Origin of the sequence: Micromonospora sp. NPDC023814 (assembly GCF_040639595.1) — a bacterium.
Lineage (GTDB): Bacteria > Actinomycetota > Actinomycetes > Mycobacteriales > Micromonosporaceae > Micromonospora.
This window is the reverse complement of the sequence record NZ_JBFAAF010000013.1, coordinates 1-22,528: the sequence shown is the minus strand read 5'-3', so window position 1 is coordinate 22,528 and position 22,528 is coordinate 1. Positions and strand designations below refer to the sequence as shown.

Genomic DNA, 22,528 nt, shown 5'->3' with positions numbered 1-22,528 from the left:
GGGCGCGCGTGAGCTACGACCTGCGGTTCGTCGACAGCATCTCCGCAACGCCTGCGGTACGGCTGAACTTGATGGCTGCGCCGTGGGCTGTACAGAGCGCGACGGAGTTTGGGACGCCGGAGCTGCGTCGGGCGACGGCGGGGACGCTTCTGACGGACGGCGAGCAGTACCCGGCGGCGGCGTACGGAAACCGTGCGATCACGCTCGTTGCGCGGGTGGTGGGCGTGGACCAGGACGCGGCGGCGGCGGCGTTGCAGACGCTGTACCGGGAGTTGGATCGGCCGTCGAACCTGCTGGAATACCGGCCCTCTACGAGTGAGCCGGTGTTCTTCCGCACGTTCCGGGCTGCCCCCGGCTCGGTGACGTGGGATCCGTTCCTGATGCAGGCCACGGCGGTCATCCCCGCCGAGCCGTTCGCGTACGGGCTGAGGGAGGCCCTGCCGCAGGTGACGGTCTACAACGACCCGGCGGCGCCTGCCAACGGCGGTTACTTCGATGTGGTGTCGCCGAAGGGGGACGTGGAGACGCCGCTGTTCCTCAGGTTGGAGCAGGGCTCCATCACCGACTTCCGGCAGTCCATCATCGCGGTGCGGCGGCGGGGCACCCCATCGTTGATGCCGCTGGTGGCGCAAGCCGAGTCCATGGCCCTGGGCACCGACGCGGCGCTCGGCGCAGCGGGCGATCCCGCCATGTCCGGCTCAGGGCAGAACTACGTGCGGGTCAGCTTCTCGACGAGCACAGCCCTGATCCCTCGTGTCAGCGTGCTGAACTGGCCGGCGGCGGGCCCGGACGCGCGGGGCACCTATCGGGCGTTCCTGCGGGTGCGGCAGTCCAACCCGACTGAGTCAATGACGCTGCGTCTGGAGGCGGTCGGCGGCGGCTGGATGTCCGAGTCGGTGGTGCCGGCGGTGGGTCCTGGCACGGCCGCGGACTACGTCGACATGGGGTTGGTGCAGATCCCGACCGGCGCGGACCCGGTCACCGACGGGTACTCGGGTGTGACGTTGTCCACGCAGTCGCCAGGGTTCCACGTGTACGTGGGCCGCTCATCCGGCGCGGGCACCCTGGACATCGACCATCTGCTGCTTGTGCCCGCAGATGACCGGCTGTGCCTCATCTCGTGGCCGGCCGACAGCGGCCTGACGGCGCTGGTGCTGGATTCGGCACGGACGATGGCGTACGCGGTGGGTTCGGGTGGTGAGGTGCGCCGTCCGGCGCAGCAGGTTCCGATCGTGGGGGCGCCACCGATGGTCAGCCCGGGTGTGGCCAACCGGATCGTGTTCGTGCAGGACACGGGCGCGTTGCAGAGCGACGCGGCGAACCGGCTGACGTCGACGACCGTGATCACCCCCTACTACTGGCCGCGGTACCTGTACGTGAGGCCGGTGGCGTCGTGAGTCTGCCGATTCCTCTGACGGTCCGTTTGCGCACGTCACGTGGTGACCGGCACGTCACCGCCGATGCCCGTGACCTGTCGTTCCGTTGGACGGATCCGGGCGGGTACGCGTCGTGCTCGGTGCCGCTGGATCGGCCGCTGACTGTGCAGCCGGATGAGATCGCCTACTACGGGCAGATGACCGTATACGACGGCCGCACCGGGTTGGTGGTGTGGGACGGCCGGTTGGAGGATCCGGCTCGGTCGGCGGGCACAGACGGGCAGGTGTGGGAACTCACCGGCATGGGCGGGCAGGCGCACACCCGGGACCGGATCGTGCCGCTGATCTACGTCGACCGGCCGAACCCCGGCGGGTTCGATCGGGTCCTGAACGTCACGCCGGGCGGCACCAACTCCACGGGCGACGACCCCGGCAACTCCGGTAAGGACGCCCTCATCTTGCAGTTCCCGCAGGGCTTGTCCATCAACACCGGGTCGAAGGTGCAGGTCCGCTACGGCGATGTTGCCCGCGCCGGCCAGAAGCTGGCGTTGATCGGGTACGCGTGGGACGGCGGCAGCGGCGACGTGAACATGCTCGTCGAGTCCATCGCGTCGACCAACGGCGGTGCGGGCGAGATACCGCGGACGGCGGCGATCAGCACCGCAGGCGGCGCGTACGCGACGCGGGTGGTGGGAACGCATTGGGCGAACGGCCGGAACATGCTCGACTTCCGGTACATCCGTAACGCCGGGGGCGCGTACACGGTGCCGTCAGACCTGGCGTGGGCGTCATTTACCGACATCGTCGTGGTGGCGATGCGGCACAACGCCGACGGCACCGAGCGGACCACCGGCTACTCGACCGCCACGGTCCTCGCGTCGGATGTGGTGGCGGATCTGCTGGGCCGGCTGCTCACGCAGTACGACGGGGTCGGGGCGACGATCGCCACGACCACCCACCCAATCGATCAGCTCGCCTACCCGGACGGGGTCAGCCCGGACCGGGTCCTCGATGACCTGCTGGCGTTGGAGTCGGGGCACACGTGGCGGGTATGGGAGCGCAACAGCGTCGGGAAGTACCGGTTCGAGTTCGTACCCGTCCCGGCCACCGTGCGGTACGAGGCGGACGTGCTCGACGGCTACGACAGCCAGGGCAGCGCGGACGGCTTGTACAACCAGGTGACGGTGCGGTGGCGGGACGCGGTCGGTCGGATCCAGACCACGACGCGTACGGCGACCGCGCCGGCGTTGGATGCGGCGGGCCTGACCCGCACCGGCAGCATCGACCTCGGCACCGACGTGGGCAGCCTGGCAGCGGCGCAGCGCGCCGGCGATAGGTGGCTGGCGGAGCGCCAGTACCCGCCCAACGCAGGCCGCCTGCGCATCGCCCGCCCGATCCTCGACTTGCAGGCCGGGCGAATGGTCATGCCGTGGGAGATCCGGCCCGGCCTGGTCCGGGTGCGGGGTGTGCTCCCGAGGCCGGACGCGCTGAACAACAGCACCCGCGACGGGGTGACCATCTTCCGCATCGTCAGCTCCGAGTACCGCGCGTCCGATGCGGCGGCGACGTTGGAGCTGGACTCGTACGCCCGAACCATGCCGCGGATGTTGGCTGAGCTGCGCCGTCGCGCGCTGCCGGTCCGTCGCCGCTAACCCCCTATGGAGGATTGAATGTCGTACGCGCTGCCCACCCCGCCGAACACGGGCATGGTGCTCGACAAGGACGGGATCGAGTGGCGGGTGCGGGACGAGTGGTGGACGGCGCAGCCGTGCCCGCAGTGCCGCACTCCGCTCGGCACCATGACCTGGTCGGAGCTGCTGCGGGACCGGGGTCCGCTGTCCGACGTGCCGCTGGAGGGCGCAGCCGCGGCGGGTGCGTCGTGACGACTGCCCCGGAGTCCCTGCTGGCCGCCCGGCGGCTGCTGCTGGAGCATCTCGACGTCAACAAGGGCCTCACCCGGGCGGCGGACCTGGACCCGGCGGAGGTTGGCATTGTCGGGGATCCTGCCCACCGGGGCGGCTACCACTGCGGTCGGGACCGCCTCGACGCGGACGACTACTCGGTGCGCGAGTCCGCGCGGGACCGCAACGGCCTGACACTGGACGCGTCGGCGCTGGACGTCGGTGACTTCTCCATCAGCGTCCGGGGGAAGCGGCACACCCTGGCATCGTTCTCGATGTGGCTGGTGGCGCAGTGCAAGGCCGGCACCCCCGACAGCCGCGACATCCGCGAGGTCATCTACAGCCCCGATGGGCGGGTGGTGCGCCGCTGGGACCGGCTTGGTAAGCGCACGAGCGGCGACTCGTCGCACCGCTGGCACACCCACATCAGCTTCCACCGCGACGCCATCAAGGCGGGGCGGGGACCGGTGCCGCTGTTCCGGCGGTACCTCACCGAGATTGGCCTGATCCAGGCCACGAAGACGGAGGACACTGTGACCACCCCTGCCGAGTTCCTGGCCATCCTGAAGGACCCGAAGGTCGCCGCCGAGCTGTCGCGGCTGCCGTGGGCGTTCAAGCCCGCCGAGGCGGAGGGGAAGACGGCGCACGCGATCGTCCTCCAGGACTTCCCGCAGAGCCTGCTGACGGCGAACAACCTGGCCACCAACGCGGACACCCGGACGCAGGAGATCCTGGCGCGCCTCGACGGCCTCGACGAAGAGATCATCGCCGGGCTCGGCGGGCAGCCGGCGCCGGAGGTCGCGCAGGCCCTCGTCGCCGCCGGCCAGGACCCGGCCGCGCTCGCCGCCGAACTGACCAAGCTCGCCGGCGCCACCCCGCAGAGCTGATGCGTCGGGCAGCGTCCGGCCTGCGGCGGCGCGTCGGCCACCGGGGCAGCGCGCTGCTCTTCTTCGCCGTCCTCGACCTCATCTACTGCCAAGCGCTGCTGTTCCCGTCCGAGCAGGCACGCCGCGGGGACTCGCTGCGGTTCCTCGCCGGGGTGCTCCCCCTGTGGGCGTGGGCCGCGGCGTGGGGCAGCGTCGGGCTGCTGTGCCTGGTACAGGCGTTCCGCCCCCACGACCAGGCCGCGTTCGCCGCCGCCATAGGGCTCAAGGTGCTGTGGGGCGGGGTGTCGCTGGGCGGGTGGCTGGTCGGCGCCGTCGACCGCGGGTATGTGCAGGCGTCGGTGTGGCTGGCGTTCGCGGGCTTCGTCGCGATCATCGCGAGCTGGCCTGAGCCGATCAACGAGAAGGGGCGGCCCACGTGGACCCCACCCTTGGAGTAATCCTCGCCGCCGGGCTGTCGGCAGTTGCGGCGGTCGTCGCCAGCTTCATCACCAACCGGGTCGCCGGCCGGGCGCAGCGGGACTCAGCCCTGCTGGAGTGGGCGAAGCAGCTGCAGGCCAGCGAGCAGGACGCCCGCAAGGAAGCCCAGGCGTCTCGTGACCGGGCGGAGCGGATCCGGGACGAGGCCGACTCGGACGTCAAGCAGCTCCGCACGCAGCTCGAATCCATCCAGATCCAGCTGGCCATGGCGCAGCAGGCAGCAGCCAGGTTGACGGACACGCTGATCTCGGTGGCGGCGGAGGTGTGGCGGCCGGAGCCGGACATCGGCGCGCTGCGGCGGCTCGTGGGGAAGCCGGGCACGGTGAACGGCCGGTCGGTGTAGCGGAGGACGACCGGCTCAGTAGCCGCCATGACGGTGGACGTCCCACCAGCCATCAGCGCGGCCAGCGGCGTACACGCGCTCCAGCTCGGCACGGGCGCCCGCCTCATCCGGGTAGCGGACGTGCTGGCTGGGCGCGGACGCCGGATCCGACAGGTACAGGTCCCAGCCACTGCCGTCCATGCGTTCCTCCAGCCGCACGTGCGCGAGCGGCACCACGTCGTCGTCTGGCGCGTACAGCCACGCCGATTCACGGACCTGCGGAAACCCAGCCACGACCAGACCGTACCCAGGAGGTACACCGTGACGAACGAGTCCACCCCGACGCCCACGTCCGAGGCGTCCGAGCCGCTGTTCACCGTCGGCACCATCACCGCGGCGGCGACCGCCGTGATCACCGTGCTGATCGCGTTCGGTCTGCCGATCTCCGACGACCAGCAGACCGCGATCCTCGGCGTGGTGGCGGTGGCTGCTCCGCTGGTCGTGGCGGCGCTGGCCCGGGGCCGGGTGTACTCCCCGGCGACCGTGTCCCGGCTGCTGGACCGCCGCCGGTAGGATCATTCGCGCGGTGCTCGCCGGTGACGTCCCGGCCAGTACCGAACAACGTTAGCGGCCCCGCTCTCCCGGTTCGGGAGGGCGGGGCCGCTTCGCCGTTCCAGGCTGGACGCGGGGGAGGTGAGCGGTTTCCTGAGGGTGGGGCCCGGAGGCCCGGGGTGGGGCTACCAGTAGCCGGGGCCCCACCGGTCGGCCGCTGCCTGCTCGCATCCGGGGTGGGCGGCCTCGCCGTTCTGGCGACAGATCCGGTGCGGCTGGCCGGCGGGGATGGTGCGCTGGCAGCCGGCGCACTGGCCGGGGGTCTCGCAGTCGGCGCAGGTGGGGCTGGTGCGGTGGGTGTCGGTGTCGCAGTAGGTGGTGCTGCTGGTCCAGGTGTAGCCCGCCATGTCCGTCTCCCTCGCTCGCCTGCCTATGCCCATAGTCTAGCGCAGGTGTACGTACACCCGCAAGGCTCTTCGGCCAGAAAATATACGTACACCACACTGGATCAGCGTACGTACACCCGCTAGGCTGTGAGCATGCCCAACGCGCCGAAGACACAGCACCGCAGCATCCGCATCCCGGATGACACGTGGCAGCCCGCCATGGCCCGCGCCAAGGACGAGGGCACCTCCGCCGGTGAGCTATGCCGCGAGTTCCTCGACTGGTGGCTCCGCAAGCCCGGGGCCAAGCTTCCTGCGCGCCCGCCGGCCCAGTGAGACGGGCCTTGTGCCTCGGGCACAGCCCGCTGCACTGGGGATACGGGATCAACTGCCAAGAATTCGCCGCCCTCGTCCGTCGTGCCGAAGGGCGCTGCGATCGGTGCGGCTCCCAGATGCCCCGCCCGAGCATCGAACACGACCATGCCATTGGTCGACACGCCGTTCGCGGCCTCACCTGCCAGCGGTGCAACATCATCATTGCGGCGGTAGAGCGCTTCGAGCGTGACACTGACCCGCTCACGATGGCGTACCTCGCTCGCCCCTTCCACCAGTTGATCCCAGATGTGGTTCCAGGGCTGCGTCCCATCCCGCCGAACCTGCTCGATCGGCCACGACCGCGGGGCGATCCCCAGATCAGGAGCGGCAGGGCGCAAGACCTGGTGGACGTAGACCAAGCTGCCGTGATCCTCGGAGTCGAGCCGGAGGAGGTTCGTCGACGGGCCTCACAGGGGCAGTTAATCGGAGTGTTCCCGAAGACGTCGTGGCGGTTTCGACGCGTCGTGGTGGAGCGGATGGCGCGTACCGCCCGACCGGCCCCCCAACCCGGAGTAGGAACACGCTTACCTGCCCGCCCTCCCCCGAACGCGCAGCGCCCCCGCTCGGCTCCGGCCGGCGGGGGCGCTGCGCGTTCGGGGGTCAGCTCGCCGCAGCGATCCGTTCGGCGCCAGCGGGTGAGCCGGACAGCCCGTCGCTGGTGGAGATCCCGCCGCCGGGTGCGAACCCGGAGGCGCCTCTCCGCTGACCCAGCCTGCGCAGACTGCGGCCCCGCTGCCCTCGGTTCGAGGGTGGCGGGGCCGCTTTCGTTGTGCTCAGTCCCAGGGGCCGTCGCCGAACTCGTCCGCGCACGCCTGCGCCACCTTCAGCGCAGCCCGATCCAGGGCGAGGTTCGCGTCGACACCTGGGTCGGCAGAGGCGTCGTTCGCGGCGTTGATGAGGTCGAGGCCGGCCTGTTTGATGCCGGCCACCGTCGACTCGGCAGCGAGCGCGCCAGCATCGCGGTAAGCGGTGGGGTCCTTGCCGTCGAGCTTGGTGACGGCGGCGCAGCCCCGCTTGTTGTTGGCGCTCGGCGACGGTGACGCTGCGGCGGTGGTCGGGGCCGGCGTAGACGTGGCGGGTGCGGCAGCCGGCTCGGGGTCGCTGGAGCAGCCGGCCAGCACGGCGGCGGCCAGCGCCAGGACGGCGGCGTAGTGGCGGGTGCGGGTCATCCGGGCACCATATCGACCTGCGGCAACGCTTGCAGGGCATGACGGACCGGTCATCATGTGCGACAGTGAACGCGTGATGACGCTGAGCACCCCGCCCGCCAAGCAGCGCGACGTCGACGCCGCGCTCGCCGATCCGGCCCGCGTCGAGCGCTCCCGGGCCGACCACACCGAGGGCCTCCGCAAGCTCGCCACCGCCGTCGAGGTCGCCGTCGGCCGCGGTGCCACCCGCGAGGAGATCCTCGCCGTGGTCTCCCGCGCCGCCGACGAGCTGGCGCAATCGTCCACGCTCGCCGCGACCGCCCGCGCCCGGGTGCACGACGGCGACGACACCTACTGACCGCAGACACGAAGCGGCCCCCACCGTGCTGGTGGGGGCCGCTTTCTGCTGCTCAGATGGCGTACTTGCCGCCGTCGAGCTTGCGCAGCTTGCCCTCGTCGACGTACTTCGGCAGCCACTTGTTGATCGTCTTCATGCTCACCTTGACGCCGCGTCCGTCGAGCTTGCGCTGCATGTCCGTCGGGCCGATGCCATCGACGCCAGCCTCGCGGGCCAGATCGAGCAGTAGCTCCGGCCGCCACCCCTCACCGTCCTGCTCGACCGCAGACGGGCGCAGGTCCGCGACCAAGGCGCCGAACACGTCGTCGAGCTGGCCCTTCGGCATCTGCGACACCTCCATTCTCGCCGTGAAGCGGCGCAGGTTCTCCCGAGCCTTGGCCCGCTGCGCCGACCGGTCGGCGGCGCTGGCCGGCGCCTCGGGCTCCACCTCAACGGCCGTCGGCGCGGCCCCGGCCCTGTGTGTGCCAACCGGGGCCGAGGGCGTGATGTGCGCAGCCGGAACGTCACCCGCCACCGTGCCGGCAAGCGCGGCCAGCCACGGACGCAGCCGATCCAGCCGGCCGCCGTATACCTCCCCGCCGATACCCCGGCCTGCCGGGTCGACCACCGGGTGCCGGCCGTCCGTTGCCACGACGAGCTGGCGGATCCGGTCCGGCAGGGTCCGCCACACCTTGATCTGCCGCACCGCCGCGCCCTGGTCGCCGCGGCGCAAGAAGAACGTGCCCGGGTGCACGAGATCGGCTGACCGGACCCGCGCGCCCGGCATCACGTATTCCAGCTCGGTGTCGTCCTCGACCGGACCGCACAGCTTCAGCGACGACTGCTTGCGTACCGACACCGGGATGGTGTCGATGGTGGCCCGCAGCGCCGAGAACAGCACGTTGACGCCCTCGGCCCGGCCGATTCGCTGCACCTTCAGCAGGGCATCCATGGCGCTGCGCGCCTCCGGGTCGTCGTCGACCTCGGCGGACTCGTCCACCACGATGGTGATCTGCGGAAGGTCGCGAGTCACCGGCAGCAAATCCCCGCCGGATTCGGCGGTGAGGCCGGCGTACCGGCTCTTGCGGTCCTTGGCGATGGCCGCCGCGACCTGAGCCATCAACACCACCTCCTGCGGGGTGGCCGCCACCCAATCGATCGGCGGCTGCTGCACCTCGCCCTTGGCGTAGGGCAGCATGAACGGCACCGCCAGGCCGCCGCCGTTGAGGTCGGCCACCCACACCACCGAGTCGCGGGCGCGCAGAAGCTGGCCGATGAGCACCTTCAGCAGGTTCGTCTTCCCGCCGCCCCGACGGCCCACGAACAGGCCGGACGCCTGCCGCAGGTTCACCAGCGCCGGGGTGGTGTCCTCGTTCACGCCGATCGGCAGGTCATCCCAGATCGACAGCTCCGACGTGTCGCCGGGCAGCGGCAGTTCGCCGGCCAGCGCGTACACCGTCGGCACCCGCACCACCGCAGTGCCCTGCAAGTCGCCTTCCTCGACGCTGATCGCGCAGCCCTTCGGCAGCCGAGCCGCGGCGGCCAGCCGGGCGCCGACGTCGCGGATGGAGGTCCACGAGTCGCCGGAGCCGGGCGCGAACACAACGTGCAGGGTGAACCCGGCCCGGTTGGGCCAGTCGCTGTCGTCGGTGATGGTGATGGGCTGCACCCGGGCGATGCGCTCGATGAGCGCCTTCCACGTCGCGCGACGGCCGGCCGGCTCGACGACCTGCGGCGCCACCGCCTGCCCGGCCTGCCCGATCTGGGCCGGCTCGTCGGCAACGAACGCCGGGGCGACAGCAAGCCCGAACAGGCCGGCTGCCCCGCCGACGACGAGGTTCGGCAACTGCCACGGGCCGCCGATGCTCGACCAGGTTGCCCACGCCCCGGCGGCCACACCGGCGGCGAGCCGGAACGCCCGCTCGGACCACGGGCGACCGGTGGCCCAATCCCGCACAGCCACCCCGGCGACGGCGGTGGCGGCCAGGGCCGCGGGCACCACCGCCGGGATGTCCCACGCCGAGCACAGGCCGGCGCCGACCAGCGGGCCGACGGTGGCGATGACCCCGTTGGCGACGTTCTCCCACGACCTCTGACCGTCCATCGCTGCTGCCTCCTACCTGCTCAGACGTTCCACTTGCGCTCGGACTCGATGGACCCGTGCCGGGGGGCCTCGCCCCGCTCGATGTCGGTCTCGTTCTCCCGGCGGATGGTGCCGCGGGTCTCCTCAGCGGTGCCGGCCCCGGCCTTCAGGTCGTCGGCGATGGACCGGATGCCCTCGGCGACGGGGGCAGCGACCGGCCATTCCGCCTCGGCCCGGGAGGCGACGTGCCGGAAGCCCTGGGAGACGGCGTTGAGCGCCTCCCCGAACTGCGGCATCTCGCGGACGAGCTGGTGCATGCTCTCGGGGTCGTAGTCCTTGAGTGCGGCGGCCAGCTCATCGGCCGCCAGTCGAACCTTGTTGATGTCGCCCACGGCGGTTACTCCTCTTCGTTGCGGGGCGACCGGGGCGGGTTTGGCCTCGGCCACCTTCTCTACTGCCTTCTTCACCAGCAGCTCCCTGTCTGGCTGCTGGGGCTTCTCGTCGCGTGCCGGCTTGGCCGGCGCGTCCTGCTTCCCTGGGGTGTGCTTCGGTGTGGGAGACGGCTTCCGCTGCTCCGGTGCGGTCTTCCTGGCGGCCGGCTTGCCCTGGGCGCCCTCGCGGAAGCCGCGCATGAATCCGGCGAGCACCCCAGGGCGGCGCCCCTTGGTGCTGGCGTCGGCGGTCTTTCGGCTCCGGAGCAGCCCTCCGCCGGCGGTGCGGACCCGGCCAGCCGCGGAGCGCACCCGCCCCGCCGCCCCGGCAAGGCGGCCCCGCCGACCGGCGCTGGGGGCGCCCCCGCGGGCCGGCCCCCCGCTCGCGGATGCCGCTTTCCGCCCGGTTGAGCTGCGGCCAAGACGGCTCAGCAGTCCACCCGCCCGGCTCGACCCGGCTGTCGGCCGACCTGCCGAGCCGGACCGACGTCCTCCGCCGGTTAGCTTGCCGAGCAAGCCGCGGCCCGATCCGGCCCCGCCTCCGCTGGCGGCGGCCCGGCGACGGCCGAGCAGACCACCACGCTTCCCTCCCGCCGTGCCGGCACCGGACCGGCTCGCCTTGCCGAGCAGGCGACCCAGCGGCGACCGGGCAAGCCGGCCAGCACCGGTGCTGCGGGCAGCACCGGTCGTCGCGCCGCCAGCCGCCAGCCGCCGCTGGGCCCGGCGGCGCCACGTCAGCAGCCCAGCCACGATCGCCAGGACCAGCGCGGCCAGCATGGCGTGAACCAGCACGCCCCAGAACACGCCGGCGACCTGCCACAGCAGCAGCTCCAACGCCACCACCACGAGCAGCGCAGCGACGACGACCTTCGGCGGGGGCATCCGCCACGACCGACCCGCCGATCTCGGCGCAGCGGCCTTCACAGCCGGCTTGGCAGGCATCTCCGGCGCGGTGGCCGGCGGGCTCGGAGTGATCGGTTCGGGGTGACTCACCGGGGGGTGACTCACCTGCGGCTGGGTCGTCATTTCCGCACCTCATGGGGGGTGAGAGAAGGAGTGCCCGTGGGGTGACTCACCCGGGGTGACTCACCTCGGGGTGAGCCGAACCGCCAGGCGAGGGCGTAGCAGGTCAGGGCGGTGAGCGCAGCGGTGGCGAGAGCGGCGGCCAGCCAGGTGTGCAGCGCGGTCCAGCCGCCCGCGCCGGCGTAGTTGACGCCGAGGTAGCAGCCGAACGCGACGGCGGCGACCAGGGCGACGTTGCCGCGGACGTTGAGTGCGGCGGCCCGTTGACGGCGGGTCTTCACCGGTGGTCCGCCCGGTACTCCATGACCAGCGCGATGCCGGCCAACGCGAGGGCCAGGGCGAACGCGACCACGGCGACGTCGAAGATGCCGGGCCAGTCGAGCAGGTCCGCGAGCACGGCGACGACGGCGGCCGGGCCGCTCGTGACGGACGCGCCGTTGACGACGTAGTGCCACCGGCTGGGCGGGGTGTAGACGATGACCGGCTCGGCACCGGCGTCGCGAGACTCCGCGACACGGCGGACCAGCTCGTCGACGGTCTCGGCCGGCATGGTGACGGTCCGGCCGGCGAGCGCAGTCAGGGGCGAGTCCTGCGGGACCTGGCTGGTGATGGTGTAGGCGGTGGTTGTCATGATGGCGCTCTCCTTCTGTTGGAGGCGGGGCCCGGTCCGGCTGTAGGAGGTGGGGCCGGACCCCGCAGCTTGGATGGGTCAGTAGCCGTTTCGGCGGAGGGCGTCGAAGGCGGCGGACATCTCCGCCTGGGTCGCCTCGTTGACGGCTTCGTCGAAGCGGGCCTTTGCCCGGGCGAAGTCCGGGCCGTCGATGTCGCGGTCGGCGGCGTCGGTCTCGGCCATGCCGAGGTTGATGAGCCGGAGCACGTGGTTCTTCCGGACGCGCCCAGGAGCGGGCTTCCTGCCGAACATCAGCTCTCCTTCGTGGTCTTCGCGGCCCGCTCGTCGCGGACCAACTTGATGGCGGTGCTGGCGTCCCCCTTGGACGTCCAGCCCAGGCGCTTCATCACCTCGGTCCGGGACGGGATGTCGCCCCTGTAGGTGCGCTTCAAGTCGCGAACCATGTCGCGGATTCGGGGCGGAATCTCGCCCCCGCCGGCCGGGCTGACGGGCTTCGCGCGGTCCACCCGGACCGTCGTTGCCCGCGTCGTAGCGGCCCGCTCAGCAGGCACAGAAACCCTGGTCACGGGCTGGGCCGCCGCGTCGGAATTGGGACGCGCGTTGGGCCGTTCCGCAGCCCCCAGGCTGGGCCGGACCTGGGCCACCGGGTTGGGCCGGTCGTTGGGCCGGATCTGGGCGGCGAGTTGGGCCGGCATCCGGACCAGACCGTTGGACCAAACCTGGGCCGAATCTGGGCCACCGCGTTGGGCCGATCCGAACGCCTGGGCGTGCTCCGCGCGGAGCTTCGTGGTGGCCTGGCGCATGATGAGCCGGACGTCGTCGAGGGCCTGCCGCCCTCGCTCGTCCAACTCGTCGTCGGCGCGGAACAGCTCCCTCTCGACGTTGAGAGTCAGCAGCAGTTGCTCCCGCGCTGCGGCCACGTCCTCACGACTGGCGGCCTTCGTCAACCGCTGCACCTTCCGCTGCGCGGCGACCAACGGGTCCTCCTGCTTGCGCCACCGCGACGACTTGGCCTGCTCGGTGGGACGGCCCTTCGCCGCCTCCTGCTGGGCACGCAACTCCAGACCGGCGTCGACAAGGGCGGCGATGCGGCGCTTGCGGAACACCTCGCTGAGGTCGTCGGCGGCACCGGGCTTCATCCAGCCCTTTTCCACCAGAATCCGGGTGGGGGTCCAGATCCAGTTGGACTCCTGCCGCTCGGCCTTGCCGTTGCGCAGCTCCAGCACCTTCTGGGTCCAGAGCGCGGCGGCCACCATCGGCGAGAAGAACCGGAAGAGCTGGGTGGTGACGTTCCCGCCGGCGGTGGAAACGGTCAGCGAGGCGGCGACAGACAGCGCCCAGATGATCGCCAGGTAAGTGCCGACCCGCGCCTTCGGGTTGGTCTTCAGCTTCCGGATGGCCTGGCGGCCCTGCGAGTAGATGACCACGTCGAACGCAGCGAACATCAGGACGGTCAGCCAGGCGGGGACGCGGAGCTGGTTGTAGACGACGTCCCACATGCCCTCGGTGGTGACCACGCCCATGAGCGCCACGCCGAGGTTCGCGGCGACGTCGTCGTGCTCGTGCTTCTTGGTGAACCGGCGGATGGTGTAGATCGCGACGAGCGCGCCGGCCGCTCCGGCGCCGACGGCGACGTGCTGGGCGTAGGCGTCGACGAAGCGGAGCACCTCGGCGGGGATGAGGTCGTTCATCGCTCGGCTCCCACCATCGCGATGTGCGTGACGCCGCCCTGGCCGTCGGAGGTGTACACCTCGGCGTAGTCGAGGCCGTGCGCGACCACCATCTGCCGCGCGGCGTCGATCGCCTCGGTCTCGTTGCGGGCGATGTACCGCTCGGTGTGGTCGAACGCGGCGCCGGCGGCGTAGAGGTCAGCTCGGTACTCCATGCCGGCCAGCATGGCACAGGCTTGACAGTTTTGAAAGGTCTGCCAGACTTCAAACATGACGACGGCCGATTCCACCCCTCCATCCGTCGCCCGAGCGCGTCGCAGTCTGCGAGACTTGGTCAACTCGACAGGTCTGGGAGGTCTGGTGGTAGGCGACGGCAGGTGGCTCACGCTCGGCGAAGTCATCGCCAACTTCCGCGCGGAAGGCTTCTCCGACAGCGAGTCGACCATCCGGCGGGAGGTGGATGACCTCATCGCCGCAGGCAAGCTCGACTCCTACCTCACCCGCGGGCGCCATCGGCGCATCAGCGCCTCGGGCATCAGGGGGTACCTCCAGACACGGAAGCAAGCCGACAGCCAGAGAGGACTCCACGTGCCCGAGGAATCCACGAAGCCCGAGCCCAGCCCCGTTGTGGCCAGCATCGTCACCAGCGACCTGGGCGTGCTCATCGGCCGACGCAACGACGGCAAGCCCCCGTGGACGTTCATCGCCGGCGAGATCGAGCCCGGGGAGTCACCCGCCGACGCGGCCGTCCGCGAGGTCAAGGAGGAGACGGGCCTGCTGGTGCGCGCTGCGGAGCGGGAGATCGGCCGGCGAGTTCACCCCAAGACCGGCCGCACCATGATCTACCTCGCGTGCCGGCCCACCGGCAAGCTCGACGTGTTCGTGGGCGACGAGGACGAGCTGGCGGAGGTGAAGTGGGCGAGCCTCAGCGAGGCGGAGGAGCTGCTGCCTGGCCTGTTCGAGCCGGTGCTGGCTCACCTTCAGCGCGAGCTGGGAGCCTGACTCCCTAACGCACAGCGGCCACCCCCTTCGTCGGGGGTGGCCGCTGTTTTCGTGTCGAGAGACAGAGGGACCGGGAGGCTCGGGGCCTCCCGGTCCTGGGTGTCGCGACCCGGCGCCAGCCAGGGACGGAGTACCCGCAGGTCAACCTAGGTCACAGTGTGGCCATAGGTCAATCACTGCTTGAGGTCTCTGCGGTGGTCGTGATCTCATCGGCGAGCCAGCCAGGGGGACTCGCCATGCCCATACCCATGTCGTCGCGCCAGATCGCGGACGACCTGACCGCCCGTATCCGCAGCGGGGAACACAAGCCGGGCAGCAAGCTGCCGTCGCTGCGGGAGTTGGCCGAGTTGTACTCGGTCAGCGTGTCGACGATCCAGCGTGCCCTGGAGCTGACCCGGGAGCGCGGGCTTACCGTGGGGAGAGCTGGTAGCGGCGTCTACGTCGCCGAGGATTAGCGCTGTAGCAGGGAGCAGAGTATTCGCAGACTCTCGTTCTTCAGCGACCTGCGTTTACGCACGTCGCTACAGCGCTAAGGGCGGGAGTTCTTCTAATCCCAAGGCCGCAGGTTCGAATCCTGCCGGGCGCACCACCATCGCCGCATGCCCTCTCGCCGGGCGATCTCGACGAGAGGCTCCTGTCGCCGTTCACACAACACCTGAAGAAATGATCCGTCGACAGGGTTCACCGGCTCGCCTGGGTCAGGGTGCCGTCGGGCAGCATGCGCAGCAGCGAGGCATGGTCGGAAAGCACCCTCCTGCACCGTTCGCGTTCGGGGTGATCGCTGTCGCTGCCGAGCAGCAGCACCGCACGCTCGTCGTCCCCGTCGACCGGCTGGGACAGCTCCACGGTGATCATCACGAGGTCGAGCAGCTCGGTGCGCACCGGCACGTCCGGGTCGGCCGCGAGGCGGAGCAGGAACGGCAACGCTGCGGGCATTGCCGCGCTCAGATGAAAAACGCCGTCCATCAGGACGTTGGTGAGCACGCGCGCGGCCTCGGGAGCGGCAACCTGATCGAGCAGCCCGTAAAACAGTGACGGGATGCCGGCGGGGCATCCAGGGATCGCGGACCAGAGGACCTCGGCACACCCCCGCAGCCCGGGATGGTCGCCCTCAGCGGCACTTACCTGCGGATACTGTTGAAGGAACCGGCCGACAGCCGCCTCCTTGGCCGCTGCGTCCACCACGCACATCCGTCAGGCTCCATGTCACACCGCCGGCTCCCGGGAAGCCCCGGCTGGCACTGTCCCCCGGCCGAGCCCGGTTCGCAAGTACGAAGAGGTCGTGGTCCCAACGTGGATCGCGCAACCTCGACCCGCCTGGGTTCACGCCGTTCCGGCGCCGACGTCGGCCAGGCTTGAGGGCGACGTCATGTGGCGCCGCGCAGGCGACGACTACGACACGTGGCCGCGGCGTCGGGGCGGTCACCCGAGCCGGACGTCGAGGGTGGGGAAGTCGTACCAGCTCAGCTCGAAGGACGACGCGGCCTCCGGGACCACCGGGTAGACGGCCCAGCTGTTGATCTGCTCGCCCGGCCCGATGCTGAAGGACTGACCGGCCCGCGTCGTGGCGCACCAGGTCCGCTCGGGACGTACGGTCCGACCGTCAGACAGGGTGAGGTGTGAGGAGACCAGGTCGACGTCAACGGTCGGGCAGCTCACCGGCCACGCGACCCGCGAGTCGTTGCGGTACCTGATGTTCAGCCGCAGCTTTCCGCCGCTGGTCTCGGCGCTGACCAGCGTGACGCCCAGCGACGCCTGTTCGTAGATCGGCCGGTCGAGCCGGTACGTCCGGGGCGTGGGCTGCGCCTGGCTGGGCGACGCGGACGGGCCCGACGACGCCGACCGGCCGGGGTCGACGTTCCCGGATCCGGTCGACGGACGGCCGGTGCTGCCGGTGACGGCGGCGGTGGGGTCGGACTGCCGGGTCGCGGTGCGGTCGGCCAGGTACGCGCCGCCGAGGGTGCCGATGACGGCGAGGCCCGCCGCCGCCACGATGACGCCGAACAGGCCCACGTACCTCTTCACGGTCGGCTCCTGGCTGGTGAGGCGGCGATGGCGTGAAGGTAGCACCGGGGTCGAAATGGGACGGTGCGACGCCTGCGCCCGCCGACTGGCCCGTGCCGTTCGCGAACCGGGAGCTGGCGGCGCTCGTGCGGCACGTCGACCGGGAGGCCGTCCACCACCTCGTCGAGGTCACGCTGCTGCGCGACCTGAACCTGCGACCGGGCTGAACCCGGCGGGCGCGCGCTCCCGCCGGCCGGTGCCATATGCTGCGCCGGCTGTCACGGGGCACGGGGAGGGCGACATGCGACGCTGGCTGGGCGTCACGTTTTCGGCCGCGCTGGTCGCGGGGGTGCTGAGCGGGTGCGGCACACCGGCGGGCACCGACGGCGACCTGACCGACGACTGGCGGCCGGTCGCCGAGGCCCGCCAGTTCGTGCCGCAGGCAGGCGAGTGCCACGTGATCGCCGAGGCGACCGCCTATCTGACCAGCCATCAGCCAGTCGACTGCGCGAAGCCCCATCTCGTCGAGACGTTCCACATCGGCACGTTCACCGGTGAGATCGCCGCGCGCCCGATCCCGCCCCGCGTCGGGTCGGCGGCGATGCGCGTCGCGTTCGCCGACTGCGACGCTAGGGCGAAGACGTTCGTCGGCGGCGAGTGGCGCGGCGCACGGTTGTCGGTGCAGGTAGCCCCCGCCTCGCCGCCCGGCTGGTCGGGCGGCAGCCGGTGGTACCGCTGCGACCTGTTCGAAGTGCCCGCGATGAACGACGGCTACGACGGCACCGCCAACCGGTCGGGCAGCCTCCGGGGCGTGCTGAAGGTGCCCAACCCACTGGCGTACGGCTGCGGGGAGGAGGACGACTGGGGGCGCATGCGGGCGGTCGCGTGCTCGAAGCCGCACCGGTTCGAGTACGCGGGCATCTGGACCGCCCCGGACGGCCGGTACGACGACGCGACGAAGGACGAGGACGCGATCCACGCGAAGTGCCGGACGGTCATCGCCCGATACGCGAAGGTGCCGGTCGACGGCATGCTCCGCTACCGCACCGGCACCTCGTACCGGTTCCCGTCGGAGGAGGCGTGGGCACGTGGTGACCGGGGGGTGCGCTGCTGGTTCTGGTCGGGTGGACGGAAGCTGACCCGGTCGATCGCCGGCGGTGGCACCAGGGCCCTGCCGGTCAACTGAGCGCCCGGCCGACAAATTGACGTGACAGCACTGCCGGCTCGTGGCCAGCATCGAAGGATGGCGGGGTCCCGACCGGCGGAGCCGGACATCGTGCGCTACTACACCGACGTCTTCGTGGAGGCGGACCGGCTGGAGCGCACCCCGCTGGGGCGGCTGGAGGGGCTGCGCACCCGCCAGGTCCTGACCCGGCTGCTGCCGCCGGCACCGGCGACGGTGCTGGACGTCGGCGGCGGCCCCGGCGCGTACGCGGGGTGGCTGGCGGCCTCCGGTCACCGGGTGCACCTGGTCGACCTGGTCCCCGTGCACGCGGCGGCGGCCCGGCGCGCGCACCCCGGGGTGAGCGCCACGGTCGGCGACGCGCGGCGGCTGCCGCTCGCCGACGGCTGCGCCGACGTGACCCTGCTGCTCGGGCCGCTCTACCACCTGACCGGTCGCGCGGACCGGGTCGCCGCACTGCGCGAGGCGGCCCGCCTGACCGGCCCGGCGGCCTGGTGGTCACGGCGACGATCAGCCGGCAGGCATCGCTGATGGATCTCACCCGGCAGGGGCGGGTGGACGACCACACCCGTCCCGCCCTGCTGCGCACTTACGCGACCGGCGCCAACGACGCGGGCAGCGGCTTCACCACCGCCTACTTCCACCGGCCGGACGAGGTGGTCGACGAGTTCGAGACGGCCGGACTCCCCCGGCCAGACCTGTACGGCGTCGAGGGTCCGCTGTGGCCGCTGCTGGCGGTAACGGGCGGGCCGGAGTCCGACGGGCCGCTGTTCGCGGAGGTGTTGCGCTGCGCGACGCTCTTCGAGCGCGATCCGGAGGTGATCGGCGCCAGCGGGCACCTGCTGGCGGCGGCGCGACGCGGAGCCGACCGGGCCGGCGGCTGAGGGGCGGCGGCGAGCACGGCTCGGAGCCGACCGGCCCGGCGGTGACGCAGGTTGCCGACAGCCGCGGAGCCCGACGCCGGCTGACGGAGGACGACTGGTTGACGGACCGGCGACGCGACGCGCACCGAGGGTGATATCTGGGCGATCCTCGTGTTATTCTCCGGCTTCGATCTCCGCCGCGCGGACCCGGATCGGGTCGTTGTCGCAGAAGGACGCCTCTCCCCGATGCCGGCCGTTGCCGTTCCGAGCACGTCGCCGACCACGCTGGACACCCCGGCCGGCGGCGCGTTCACCGTCATCTTCACCAGGCTGCCGGCGCTGCTGCGCCTGACGTGCGGCGGGCGTCATGACAGCTGGTGCGGGGTCGGCGACGCTCGTGGTGAGATGCCCGTCTGCAGGGGAGGTCATGACGATGCACGATGACGCGTCCCCCTTCTTCATCGCCCCGCACCGCTTCGGCGGGACCGACGACGTCGCTCCCGTGCTGGACCGGCGGCACGAGCTGGTCCCGGAGGCGGGCGAGCGGGTGCTCTCCCGGCACCGGCTGCACGCCTCGGGGCACCTGCTCGGCCCCACGGAGGCGCGGCGGCGGTGGGCGCTGCCCGCGCCGGTGGCGGTGACCGTCACCGACCGGCGGATCGCGTACGTCGGGGACGGGCCGCGGCTCGCCCTGGCCGACGGGGCGGGCGCCGGCGCCCGGCACCGCCGGGTCGTCCGGCTGCCGGGACTGGTCAGTGGCCAGATCCGCTGGCAGTGGCCGTCCCGGCTGGAGCTGCTGCCGCCCGGGTCGGACGAGCAGGCCCGGCTGCTGGTGGTCTGCGACGCGCTGCGCACCATCCAGCAGCCCGCGCTCGGCTTCGCCGGCCCCGCCGAGGAGGTCGCCGGGCTGGCCCGCCGGGTGCGCCGGGCGGTGGCCGCGTTCCGGCTGGCCCACCCCGAGCTGGTGGACCTCTCGCCGCCCGAGCGGGACGTGCTGGCGGTGCGGGCCGGGGGCGGGTTGTCCGCCGGCGTCGCCCGGATCACCCTGCCGGGGTCGCTGCCGGTGGAGTTCCGCTCCCGGGACGACTACTACCAGCGGGGACGCTTCGACCGCGGGTGGCACGGGCCCGCAGCCGGCGCAGCATCCGGGCATCGGTGAAGCCGACCGTGCGGGCGGCCGCCTCCACGGTGGCGCCGTGCCCGATCAGGTGCTCGGCGCGCTCCACCCGCAGGGTCTGCTGGTAGCCGAGCGGGGTCAGCCCGGTGGCCTGCCGGAAGAGCCGGGTCAGCGTCCGCTCGGCCACCCCGCCCGCGGCGGCCAGGTCGGCCAGCGGCAGCGGCTCGGCGAAGTGGTGGTCGATCAGGTCCTGCACCCGGTGCACCGCGTCGGACGGGTGCGACCGGTGCCGCATCATGGCGCTGGCCTGCTGCTCGTGGCCGTTGCGCCGGGAGTGGACGACGAGCGTGCGGGCGATCCGGGCCGCCGCCGCCGGGCCGTGCCGGGTGGCCACGAGGTGCAGCGCCACGTCGATGCCGCTGGCGATGCCGGCCGAGGTGACCACGCGGTCGTCGACCACGTAGAGCACGTCGCGCACCACCCGCGCCGCCGGGAACCGCCGGGCCAGTTCGTCCTGCACCTCGTGGTGGGTGGTGCAGCGGCGGCCGTCGAGCAGGCCGGCCCGGCCGAGGGCGTACGCCCCGGCGCAGACGCTGGCGACGGTGCCGCCCGCGGCGTGGTGGTCGGCCAGCCGCCGCAGGTCGTCCGGCCCGACCGGCCCCTGCGGCCCGTGCGCGCGGGGCCGCCACCCGGGCACGACCACCAGGTCGTCGCGGGTCAGCTCGGGCCACTTCAGCCCGGCCACCAGCGGTACGCCCTGCACGGTCGGCACGACCTCCCGGTCGGCGACGTAGTGCAGGCGGTAGTCGTGCCCGAGGTCGGCGGCGGTGGAGAAGACCTGGGCCGGCCCGGCGAGGTCCAGCAGGTGCACTTGCGGGACGAGCAGGAAGACGACCCGGGCCATCGGCTCAACCCCGTACGCCGGCCGGGACCGCGCCGGTCACCTCGGCGACGGTGCGGACGGTGGCGAAACGGCCCGCGAGGGCGTACTCGGTGCGGGCGATCATGTCCTCGTTCGACAGGGTGCGCGGGTCGGCGAGGACCTCCTCCAGCGTGGCGGTGGCCGGCAGGTCCCGGTGCGGGGTCGGGAAGGTGACCGTCGCGTCCGTCACGAAGGTCACCTCGTAGCCGAGGTCGCAGCCGACCCGGACGGTGGTCTCGACGCACTGCTCCGTGCGGATCCCGCAGACGGTGATCTCGCGGACGCCCGCCATCGTCCGGGTCTGCTGGAGGTTGGTGGTGGTGAACGCGTTGTGCGACGTCTTCACCAGCGTCGGCTCCCCCGGGGCCGCCGACAGGCCCTCGATCAGCCGCACGTGCCCGCCGGCCGGGTCGAAGACGCCGCCGCTGCCCGGCTCGGCGTGCAGGACCCAGACGACCAGGTCACCGCGCTCGCGGGCCGCGTCGACCAGCCGGCCGACCTGGGCGACGATGTCGGGGTTCGAGGCGTACGCCCAGATCGGGCGCTGCCGGAAGGACTACTGGACGTCGATGACGACGAGTGCTGCTCTGCTCATACGGTGAATCCTGACCGGAAGGACGCCGACACGTCAGACACCATCCCGCCCCACCCCGGACCGATCCAGCCACCCCCGTCCCCGCCCCCACGCCCCACCCCACCCCCACGCCCCCCGCGTCCCTCCACGCGGCGATCTTGCACTTTCGGCCCCCGCTTCGCGCCTTTTGCCCGACATGTCGGGGCCGGAAGTGCAAGATCGCGGAGGGCGGGGGCGGGGGCAGGGGCAGGGGATGTGGTGGGTCAGGGGGTGGCGGGGCGGCGGGCGGGGGCGTCGAGGGCGGCGGCCTCCTCCAGGGTGGGGGCGGTGCCGCCCAGGTGTGCCGGGAGCCACCAGGTGTCGTCGGGGCCGGCGGGCTGGTCCGGGTACTCCCGCTGGGCCCGGTCGACCAGCGCGCTCAGCCGCGTCTTCAGGTCGACGGTCATCGCGTTGGCGTCCGGGTAGGCGGCCGGGTCCATCGGCTCGCCCACCAGGATGGTGATCGGGGTGTGCCGGCGGGTCAGGGTGCGCGGCCGGCCCTTGGTCCAGAGCCGCTGGGTGCCCCAGAGCGCCACCGGCAGCACCGGCACGCCGGCCTCGGCCGCCATCCGGGTGGTCCCGCTCTTGAGTGCCTTGACCGTGAACGAGCGGCTGATCGTCGCCTCGGGGAAGACGCCGACCACCTCGCCGCGCCTGAGCGCGCTGACCGCCGTCGCGTACGACCCGGCGCCCGCCCGCCGGTCCACCGGGATGTGCCGCATGCCGCGCATCAGCGGGCCGGACACCTTGTGCGTGAACACCGACTTCTTGGCCATGAACCGCACCAGCCGCCTCGACGGGTGCGCGCCCAGCCCACAGAAGATGAAGTCCAGGTAGCTGACGTGGTTGCTGGCCATGACCGCCCCGCCGGTACGCGGGACGTGGTGGTCGCCCTCGATGGTGATCTTCAGGTCCAGGACCCGGAACATCGTCTTGGCGGCGGCGATCACGGGCGGGTACACGAGTTCCGGCATTGCGCGAACTTACCCTGCCGACCTGAGCCGCACGCCAGCCCGCCGACCGGTGGCGCGTGGGTCACCGAGCCGGCGCCGCCGCCGGCCACGGTACGGCCGGCCGGCGGGGCGGCGGCCCAGGGGGCGCCAGGACGGGGTTCCGGCGGTGCCGTTCGTCGCCGACCGTGCGGCACCCGTCTTACCGCTGCCGGACCCGGCAATGGCCACGACGAGGAGGAACGTGGCGCTCGCCGTCGCGGCCGTGTTCCTCCTCG

At 72.1% G+C, this 22,528-nt stretch carries 31 protein-coding genes and 1 pseudogene; 17 read left to right on the top strand and 15 right to left on the bottom strand.

The window, feature by feature from the left end; all coding sequences use genetic code 11:
• The first annotated feature begins 8 nt into the window (after positions 1-8).
• The 6 genes from AB0G14_RS09535 (at position 9) to AB0G14_RS09510 (ending at position 4,984) form a co-directional block, all read left to right on the top strand.
• Positions 9-1,397, top strand: coding sequence for a hypothetical protein (locus tag AB0G14_RS09535; RefSeq protein WP_357695475.1), 1,389 nt, complete (start codon positions 9-11; stop codon positions 1,395-1,397).
• A gap of 176 nt (positions 1,398-1,573) precedes the next feature.
• Positions 1,574-3,028: a hypothetical protein gene (locus AB0G14_RS09530; protein WP_357695473.1), complete on the top strand. Its 1,455-nt coding sequence runs from the start codon at positions 1,574-1,576 to the stop codon at positions 3,026-3,028.
• An 18-nt stretch (positions 3,029-3,046) separates the two neighbouring features.
• Positions 3,047-3,259, top strand: a complete 213-nt coding sequence (locus AB0G14_RS09525; RefSeq protein ID WP_357695471.1) for a hypothetical protein — start codon at positions 3,047-3,049, stop codon at positions 3,257-3,259.
• On the top strand, positions 3,256-4,164 hold the full coding sequence (locus AB0G14_RS09520; protein ID WP_357695469.1) for a hypothetical protein: 909 nt from the start codon (positions 3,256-3,258) through the stop codon (positions 4,162-4,164). The genes AB0G14_RS09525 and AB0G14_RS09520 overlap by 4 nt, the downstream gene beginning before the upstream one ends.
• Positions 4,164-4,601 carry a hypothetical protein gene (locus tag AB0G14_RS09515; RefSeq protein WP_357695467.1) on the top strand — a complete coding sequence of 146 codons (438 nt, stop codon included), beginning with the start codon at positions 4,164-4,166 and terminating at the stop codon, positions 4,599-4,601. The genes AB0G14_RS09520 and AB0G14_RS09515 overlap by 1 nt, the downstream gene beginning before the upstream one ends.
• Positions 4,580-4,984, top strand: coding sequence for a hypothetical protein (locus tag AB0G14_RS09510; RefSeq protein ID WP_357695465.1), 405 nt, complete (start codon positions 4,580-4,582; stop codon positions 4,982-4,984). Before AB0G14_RS09515 ends, AB0G14_RS09510 begins: the two co-directional genes overlap by 22 nt.
• 15 nt (positions 4,985-4,999) lie before the next feature.
• Here AB0G14_RS09510 and AB0G14_RS09505 read toward each other — a convergent pair whose 3' ends face one another.
• Positions 5,000-5,257 carry a hypothetical protein gene (locus AB0G14_RS09505; protein WP_357695463.1) on the bottom strand — a complete coding sequence of 86 codons (258 nt, stop codon included), beginning with the start codon at positions 5,255-5,257 and terminating at the stop codon, positions 5,000-5,002.
• A 27-nt stretch (positions 5,258-5,284) separates the two neighbouring features.
• On the opposite strand from AB0G14_RS09505, the gene AB0G14_RS09500 reads away from it, so the two are divergent.
• Positions 5,285-5,536, top strand: a complete 252-nt coding sequence (locus AB0G14_RS09500) for a hypothetical protein (RefSeq protein ID WP_357695461.1) — start codon at positions 5,285-5,287, stop codon at positions 5,534-5,536.
• A gap of 164 nt (positions 5,537-5,700) precedes the next feature.
• Here AB0G14_RS09500 and AB0G14_RS09495 read toward each other — a convergent pair whose 3' ends face one another.
• Complete coding sequence (locus AB0G14_RS09495) at positions 5,701-5,922, bottom strand: hypothetical protein (RefSeq protein WP_357695459.1); 222 nt, start codon at positions 5,920-5,922, stop codon at positions 5,701-5,703.
• A gap of 132 nt (positions 5,923-6,054) precedes the next feature.
• On the opposite strand from AB0G14_RS09495, the gene AB0G14_RS09490 reads away from it, so the two are divergent.
• Together AB0G14_RS09490 and AB0G14_RS09485 are read left to right on the top strand one after the other, a co-directional pair.
• Positions 6,055-6,234, top strand: coding sequence for a hypothetical protein (locus AB0G14_RS09490; RefSeq protein WP_357695457.1), 180 nt, complete (start codon positions 6,055-6,057; stop codon positions 6,232-6,234).
• Positions 6,162-6,434, top strand: a pseudogene (locus tag AB0G14_RS09485) (endonuclease domain-containing protein); the annotation flags it as partial. The gene AB0G14_RS09490 and the pseudogene AB0G14_RS09485, both read left to right, overlap by 73 nt.
• Before the next feature lie 612 nt (positions 6,435-7,046).
• Here the strand turns inward: AB0G14_RS09485 and AB0G14_RS09480 are convergent.
• Positions 7,047-7,442, bottom strand: coding sequence for a hypothetical protein (locus AB0G14_RS09480; protein WP_357695735.1), 396 nt, complete (start codon positions 7,440-7,442; stop codon positions 7,047-7,049).
• A gap of 73 nt (positions 7,443-7,515) precedes the next feature.
• On the opposite strand from AB0G14_RS09480, the gene AB0G14_RS09475 reads away from it, so the two are divergent.
• Positions 7,516-7,779: a hypothetical protein gene (locus AB0G14_RS09475; protein ID WP_357695455.1), complete on the top strand. Its 264-nt coding sequence runs from the start codon at positions 7,516-7,518 to the stop codon at positions 7,777-7,779.
• Positions 7,780-7,831: 52 nt separating this feature from the next.
• On the opposite strand, the gene AB0G14_RS09470 is transcribed toward AB0G14_RS09475, so the two are convergent.
• The 7 genes from AB0G14_RS09470 to AB0G14_RS09440 form a co-directional block, all read right to left on the bottom strand.
• On the bottom strand, positions 7,832-9,862 hold the full coding sequence (locus AB0G14_RS09470) for a hypothetical protein (RefSeq protein WP_357695453.1): 2,031 nt from the start codon (positions 9,860-9,862) through the stop codon (positions 7,832-7,834).
• Positions 9,863-9,882: 20 nt separating this feature from the next.
• Positions 9,883-11,154 (bottom strand): hypothetical protein, encoded by a 1,272-nt coding sequence (locus AB0G14_RS09465; RefSeq protein WP_357695451.1) that lies wholly within the window; start codon positions 11,152-11,154, stop codon positions 9,883-9,885.
• Positions 11,155-11,294: 140 nt separating this feature from the next.
• The gene (locus tag AB0G14_RS09460; protein ID WP_357695449.1) at positions 11,295-11,576 is read right to left on the bottom strand and encodes a hypothetical protein; all 282 of its coding nucleotides are present in this window, start codon (positions 11,574-11,576) and stop codon (positions 11,295-11,297) included.
• Positions 11,573-11,926: a hypothetical protein gene (locus AB0G14_RS09455; RefSeq protein ID WP_357695447.1), complete on the bottom strand. Its 354-nt coding sequence runs from the start codon at positions 11,924-11,926 to the stop codon at positions 11,573-11,575. Before AB0G14_RS09455 ends, AB0G14_RS09460 begins: the two co-directional genes overlap by 4 nt.
• Positions 11,927-12,004: 78 nt before the next feature.
• The gene (locus AB0G14_RS09450; RefSeq protein WP_357695445.1) at positions 12,005-12,217 is read right to left on the bottom strand and encodes a hypothetical protein; all 213 of its coding nucleotides are present in this window, start codon (positions 12,215-12,217) and stop codon (positions 12,005-12,007) included.
• Entirely contained in the window at positions 12,217-13,617 is a 1,401-nt protein-coding gene (locus tag AB0G14_RS09445) for a hypothetical protein (protein WP_357695443.1), read from the bottom strand. The genes AB0G14_RS09450 and AB0G14_RS09445 overlap by 1 nt, the downstream gene beginning before the upstream one ends.
• Positions 13,614-13,811, bottom strand: a complete 198-nt coding sequence (locus AB0G14_RS09440; protein WP_357695441.1) for a hypothetical protein — start codon at positions 13,809-13,811, stop codon at positions 13,614-13,616. Before AB0G14_RS09440 ends, AB0G14_RS09445 begins: the two co-directional genes overlap by 4 nt.
• A 115-nt stretch (positions 13,812-13,926) precedes the next feature.
• On the opposite strand from AB0G14_RS09440, the gene AB0G14_RS09435 reads away from it, so the two are divergent.
• Positions 13,927-14,598, top strand: a complete 672-nt coding sequence (locus tag AB0G14_RS09435) for an NUDIX hydrolase (protein WP_357695439.1) — start codon at positions 13,927-13,929, stop codon at positions 14,596-14,598.
• Positions 14,599-14,834: 236 nt separating this feature from the next.
• Complete coding sequence (locus tag AB0G14_RS09430; protein ID WP_357695437.1) at positions 14,835-15,053, top strand: winged helix-turn-helix domain-containing protein; 219 nt, start codon at positions 14,835-14,837, stop codon at positions 15,051-15,053.
• A gap of 226 nt (positions 15,054-15,279) precedes the next feature.
• On the opposite strand, the gene AB0G14_RS09425 is transcribed toward AB0G14_RS09430, so the two are convergent.
• Positions 15,280-15,789 (bottom strand): hypothetical protein, encoded by a 510-nt coding sequence (locus tag AB0G14_RS09425; protein ID WP_357695435.1) that lies wholly within the window; start codon positions 15,787-15,789, stop codon positions 15,280-15,282.
• A gap of 231 nt (positions 15,790-16,020) precedes the next feature.
• Positions 16,021-16,623 (bottom strand): hypothetical protein, encoded by a 603-nt coding sequence (locus tag AB0G14_RS09420; RefSeq protein ID WP_357695433.1) that lies wholly within the window; start codon positions 16,621-16,623, stop codon positions 16,021-16,023.
• A 32-nt stretch (positions 16,624-16,655) separates the two neighbouring features.
• Here AB0G14_RS09420 and AB0G14_RS09415 point away from each other — a divergent pair, with 32 nt between their 5' ends.
• The 5 genes from AB0G14_RS09415 to AB0G14_RS09395 all read left to right on the top strand — a co-directional run bounded on the left by AB0G14_RS09415 (position 16,656) and on the right by AB0G14_RS09395 (position 19,807).
• Positions 16,656-16,829 carry a hypothetical protein gene (locus AB0G14_RS09415; protein ID WP_357695431.1) on the top strand — a complete coding sequence of 58 codons (174 nt, stop codon included), beginning with the start codon at positions 16,656-16,658 and terminating at the stop codon, positions 16,827-16,829.
• Between the two features lie 74 nt (positions 16,830-16,903).
• Positions 16,904-17,788, top strand: coding sequence for a septum formation family protein (locus AB0G14_RS09410; protein WP_357695429.1), 885 nt, complete (start codon positions 16,904-16,906; stop codon positions 17,786-17,788).
• A 57-nt stretch (positions 17,789-17,845) separates the two neighbouring features.
• Positions 17,846-18,316, top strand: a complete 471-nt coding sequence (locus AB0G14_RS09405; RefSeq protein WP_357695427.1) for a class I SAM-dependent methyltransferase — start codon at positions 17,846-17,848, stop codon at positions 18,314-18,316.
• Positions 18,316-18,669: a hypothetical protein gene (locus AB0G14_RS09400; protein ID WP_357695425.1), complete on the top strand. Its 354-nt coding sequence runs from the start codon at positions 18,316-18,318 to the stop codon at positions 18,667-18,669. The genes AB0G14_RS09405 and AB0G14_RS09400 overlap by 1 nt, the downstream gene beginning before the upstream one ends.
• A gap of 412 nt (positions 18,670-19,081) precedes the next feature.
• Complete coding sequence (locus AB0G14_RS09395; RefSeq protein ID WP_357695719.1) at positions 19,082-19,807, top strand: hypothetical protein; 726 nt, start codon at positions 19,082-19,084, stop codon at positions 19,805-19,807.
• On the opposite strand, the gene AB0G14_RS09390 is transcribed toward AB0G14_RS09395, so the two are convergent.
• From AB0G14_RS09390 to AB0G14_RS09380, 3 genes are all read right to left on the bottom strand, one after another.
• Positions 19,689-20,669, bottom strand: a complete 981-nt coding sequence (locus tag AB0G14_RS09390; RefSeq protein WP_357695424.1) for a DJ-1/PfpI family protein — start codon at positions 20,667-20,669, stop codon at positions 19,689-19,691. The genes AB0G14_RS09395 and AB0G14_RS09390 overlap by 119 nt on opposite strands.
• Before the next feature lie 4 nt (positions 20,670-20,673).
• Entirely contained in the window at positions 20,674-21,225 is a 552-nt protein-coding gene (locus AB0G14_RS09385; RefSeq protein ID WP_357695717.1) for an isochorismatase family protein, read from the bottom strand.
• A gap of 299 nt (positions 21,226-21,524) precedes the next feature.
• Positions 21,525-22,274 (bottom strand): lysophospholipid acyltransferase family protein, encoded by a 750-nt coding sequence (locus AB0G14_RS09380; RefSeq protein WP_357695422.1) that lies wholly within the window; start codon positions 22,272-22,274, stop codon positions 21,525-21,527.
• Positions 22,275-22,528 lie beyond the last annotated feature (254 nt).

What these genes read in the sequence shown, in the direction of transcription:
- AB0G14_RS09390 (WP_357695424.1), bottom strand. Translation starts at nt 20,669, where the DNA reads ATGGCCCGGGTCGTCTTCCTGCTCGTCCCGCAAGTGCACCTGCTGGAC.
- AB0G14_RS09480 (WP_357695735.1), bottom strand. Translation starts at nt 7,442, where the DNA reads ATGACCCGCACCCGCCACTACGCCGCCGTCCTGGCGCTGGCCGCCGCC.
- AB0G14_RS09440 (WP_357695441.1), bottom strand. Translation starts at nt 13,811, where the DNA reads ATGGAGTACCGAGCTGACCTCTACGCCGCCGGCGCCGCGTTCGACCAC.
- AB0G14_RS09470 (WP_357695453.1), bottom strand. Translation starts at nt 9,862, where the DNA reads ATGGACGGTCAGAGGTCGTGGGAGAACGTCGCCAACGGGGTCATCGCC.
- AB0G14_RS09380 (WP_357695422.1), bottom strand. Translation starts at nt 22,274, where the DNA reads ATGCCGGAACTCGTGTACCCGCCCGTGATCGCCGCCGCCAAGACGATG.
- AB0G14_RS09455 (WP_357695447.1), bottom strand. Translation starts at nt 11,926, where the DNA reads ATGACAACCACCGCCTACACCATCACCAGCCAGGTCCCGCAGGACTCG.
- AB0G14_RS09430 (WP_357695437.1), top strand. Translation starts at nt 14,835, where the DNA reads ATGCCCATACCCATGTCGTCGCGCCAGATCGCGGACGACCTGACCGCC.
- AB0G14_RS09530 (WP_357695473.1), top strand. Translation starts at nt 1,574, where the DNA reads ATGACCGTATACGACGGCCGCACCGGGTTGGTGGTGTGGGACGGCCGG.
- AB0G14_RS09405 (WP_357695427.1), top strand. Translation starts at nt 17,846, where the DNA reads ATGGCGGGGTCCCGACCGGCGGAGCCGGACATCGTGCGCTACTACACC.
- AB0G14_RS09490 (WP_357695457.1), top strand. Translation starts at nt 6,055, where the DNA reads ATGCCCAACGCGCCGAAGACACAGCACCGCAGCATCCGCATCCCGGAT.
- AB0G14_RS09450 (WP_357695445.1), bottom strand. Translation starts at nt 12,217, where the DNA reads ATGTTCGGCAGGAAGCCCGCTCCTGGGCGCGTCCGGAAGAACCACGTG.
- AB0G14_RS09410 (WP_357695429.1), top strand. Translation starts at nt 16,904, where the DNA reads ATGCGACGCTGGCTGGGCGTCACGTTTTCGGCCGCGCTGGTCGCGGGG.
- AB0G14_RS09445 (WP_357695443.1), bottom strand. Translation starts at nt 13,617, where the DNA reads ATGAACGACCTCATCCCCGCCGAGGTGCTCCGCTTCGTCGACGCCTAC.
- AB0G14_RS09525 (WP_357695471.1), top strand. Translation starts at nt 3,047, where the DNA reads ATGTCGTACGCGCTGCCCACCCCGCCGAACACGGGCATGGTGCTCGAC.
- AB0G14_RS09395 (WP_357695719.1), top strand. Translation starts at nt 19,082, where the DNA reads ATGCACGATGACGCGTCCCCCTTCTTCATCGCCCCGCACCGCTTCGGC.
- AB0G14_RS09465 (WP_357695451.1), bottom strand. Translation starts at nt 11,154, where the DNA reads ATGCCCCCGCCGAAGGTCGTCGTCGCTGCGCTGCTCGTGGTGGTGGCG.
- AB0G14_RS09495 (WP_357695459.1), bottom strand. Translation starts at nt 5,922, where the DNA reads ATGGCGGGCTACACCTGGACCAGCAGCACCACCTACTGCGACACCGAC.
- AB0G14_RS09515 (WP_357695467.1), top strand. Translation starts at nt 4,164, where the DNA reads ATGCGTCGGGCAGCGTCCGGCCTGCGGCGGCGCGTCGGCCACCGGGGC.
- AB0G14_RS09400 (WP_357695425.1), top strand. Translation starts at nt 18,316, where the DNA reads ATGGATCTCACCCGGCAGGGGCGGGTGGACGACCACACCCGTCCCGCC.
- AB0G14_RS09425 (WP_357695435.1), bottom strand. Translation starts at nt 15,789, where the DNA reads ATGTGCGTGGTGGACGCAGCGGCCAAGGAGGCGGCTGTCGGCCGGTTC.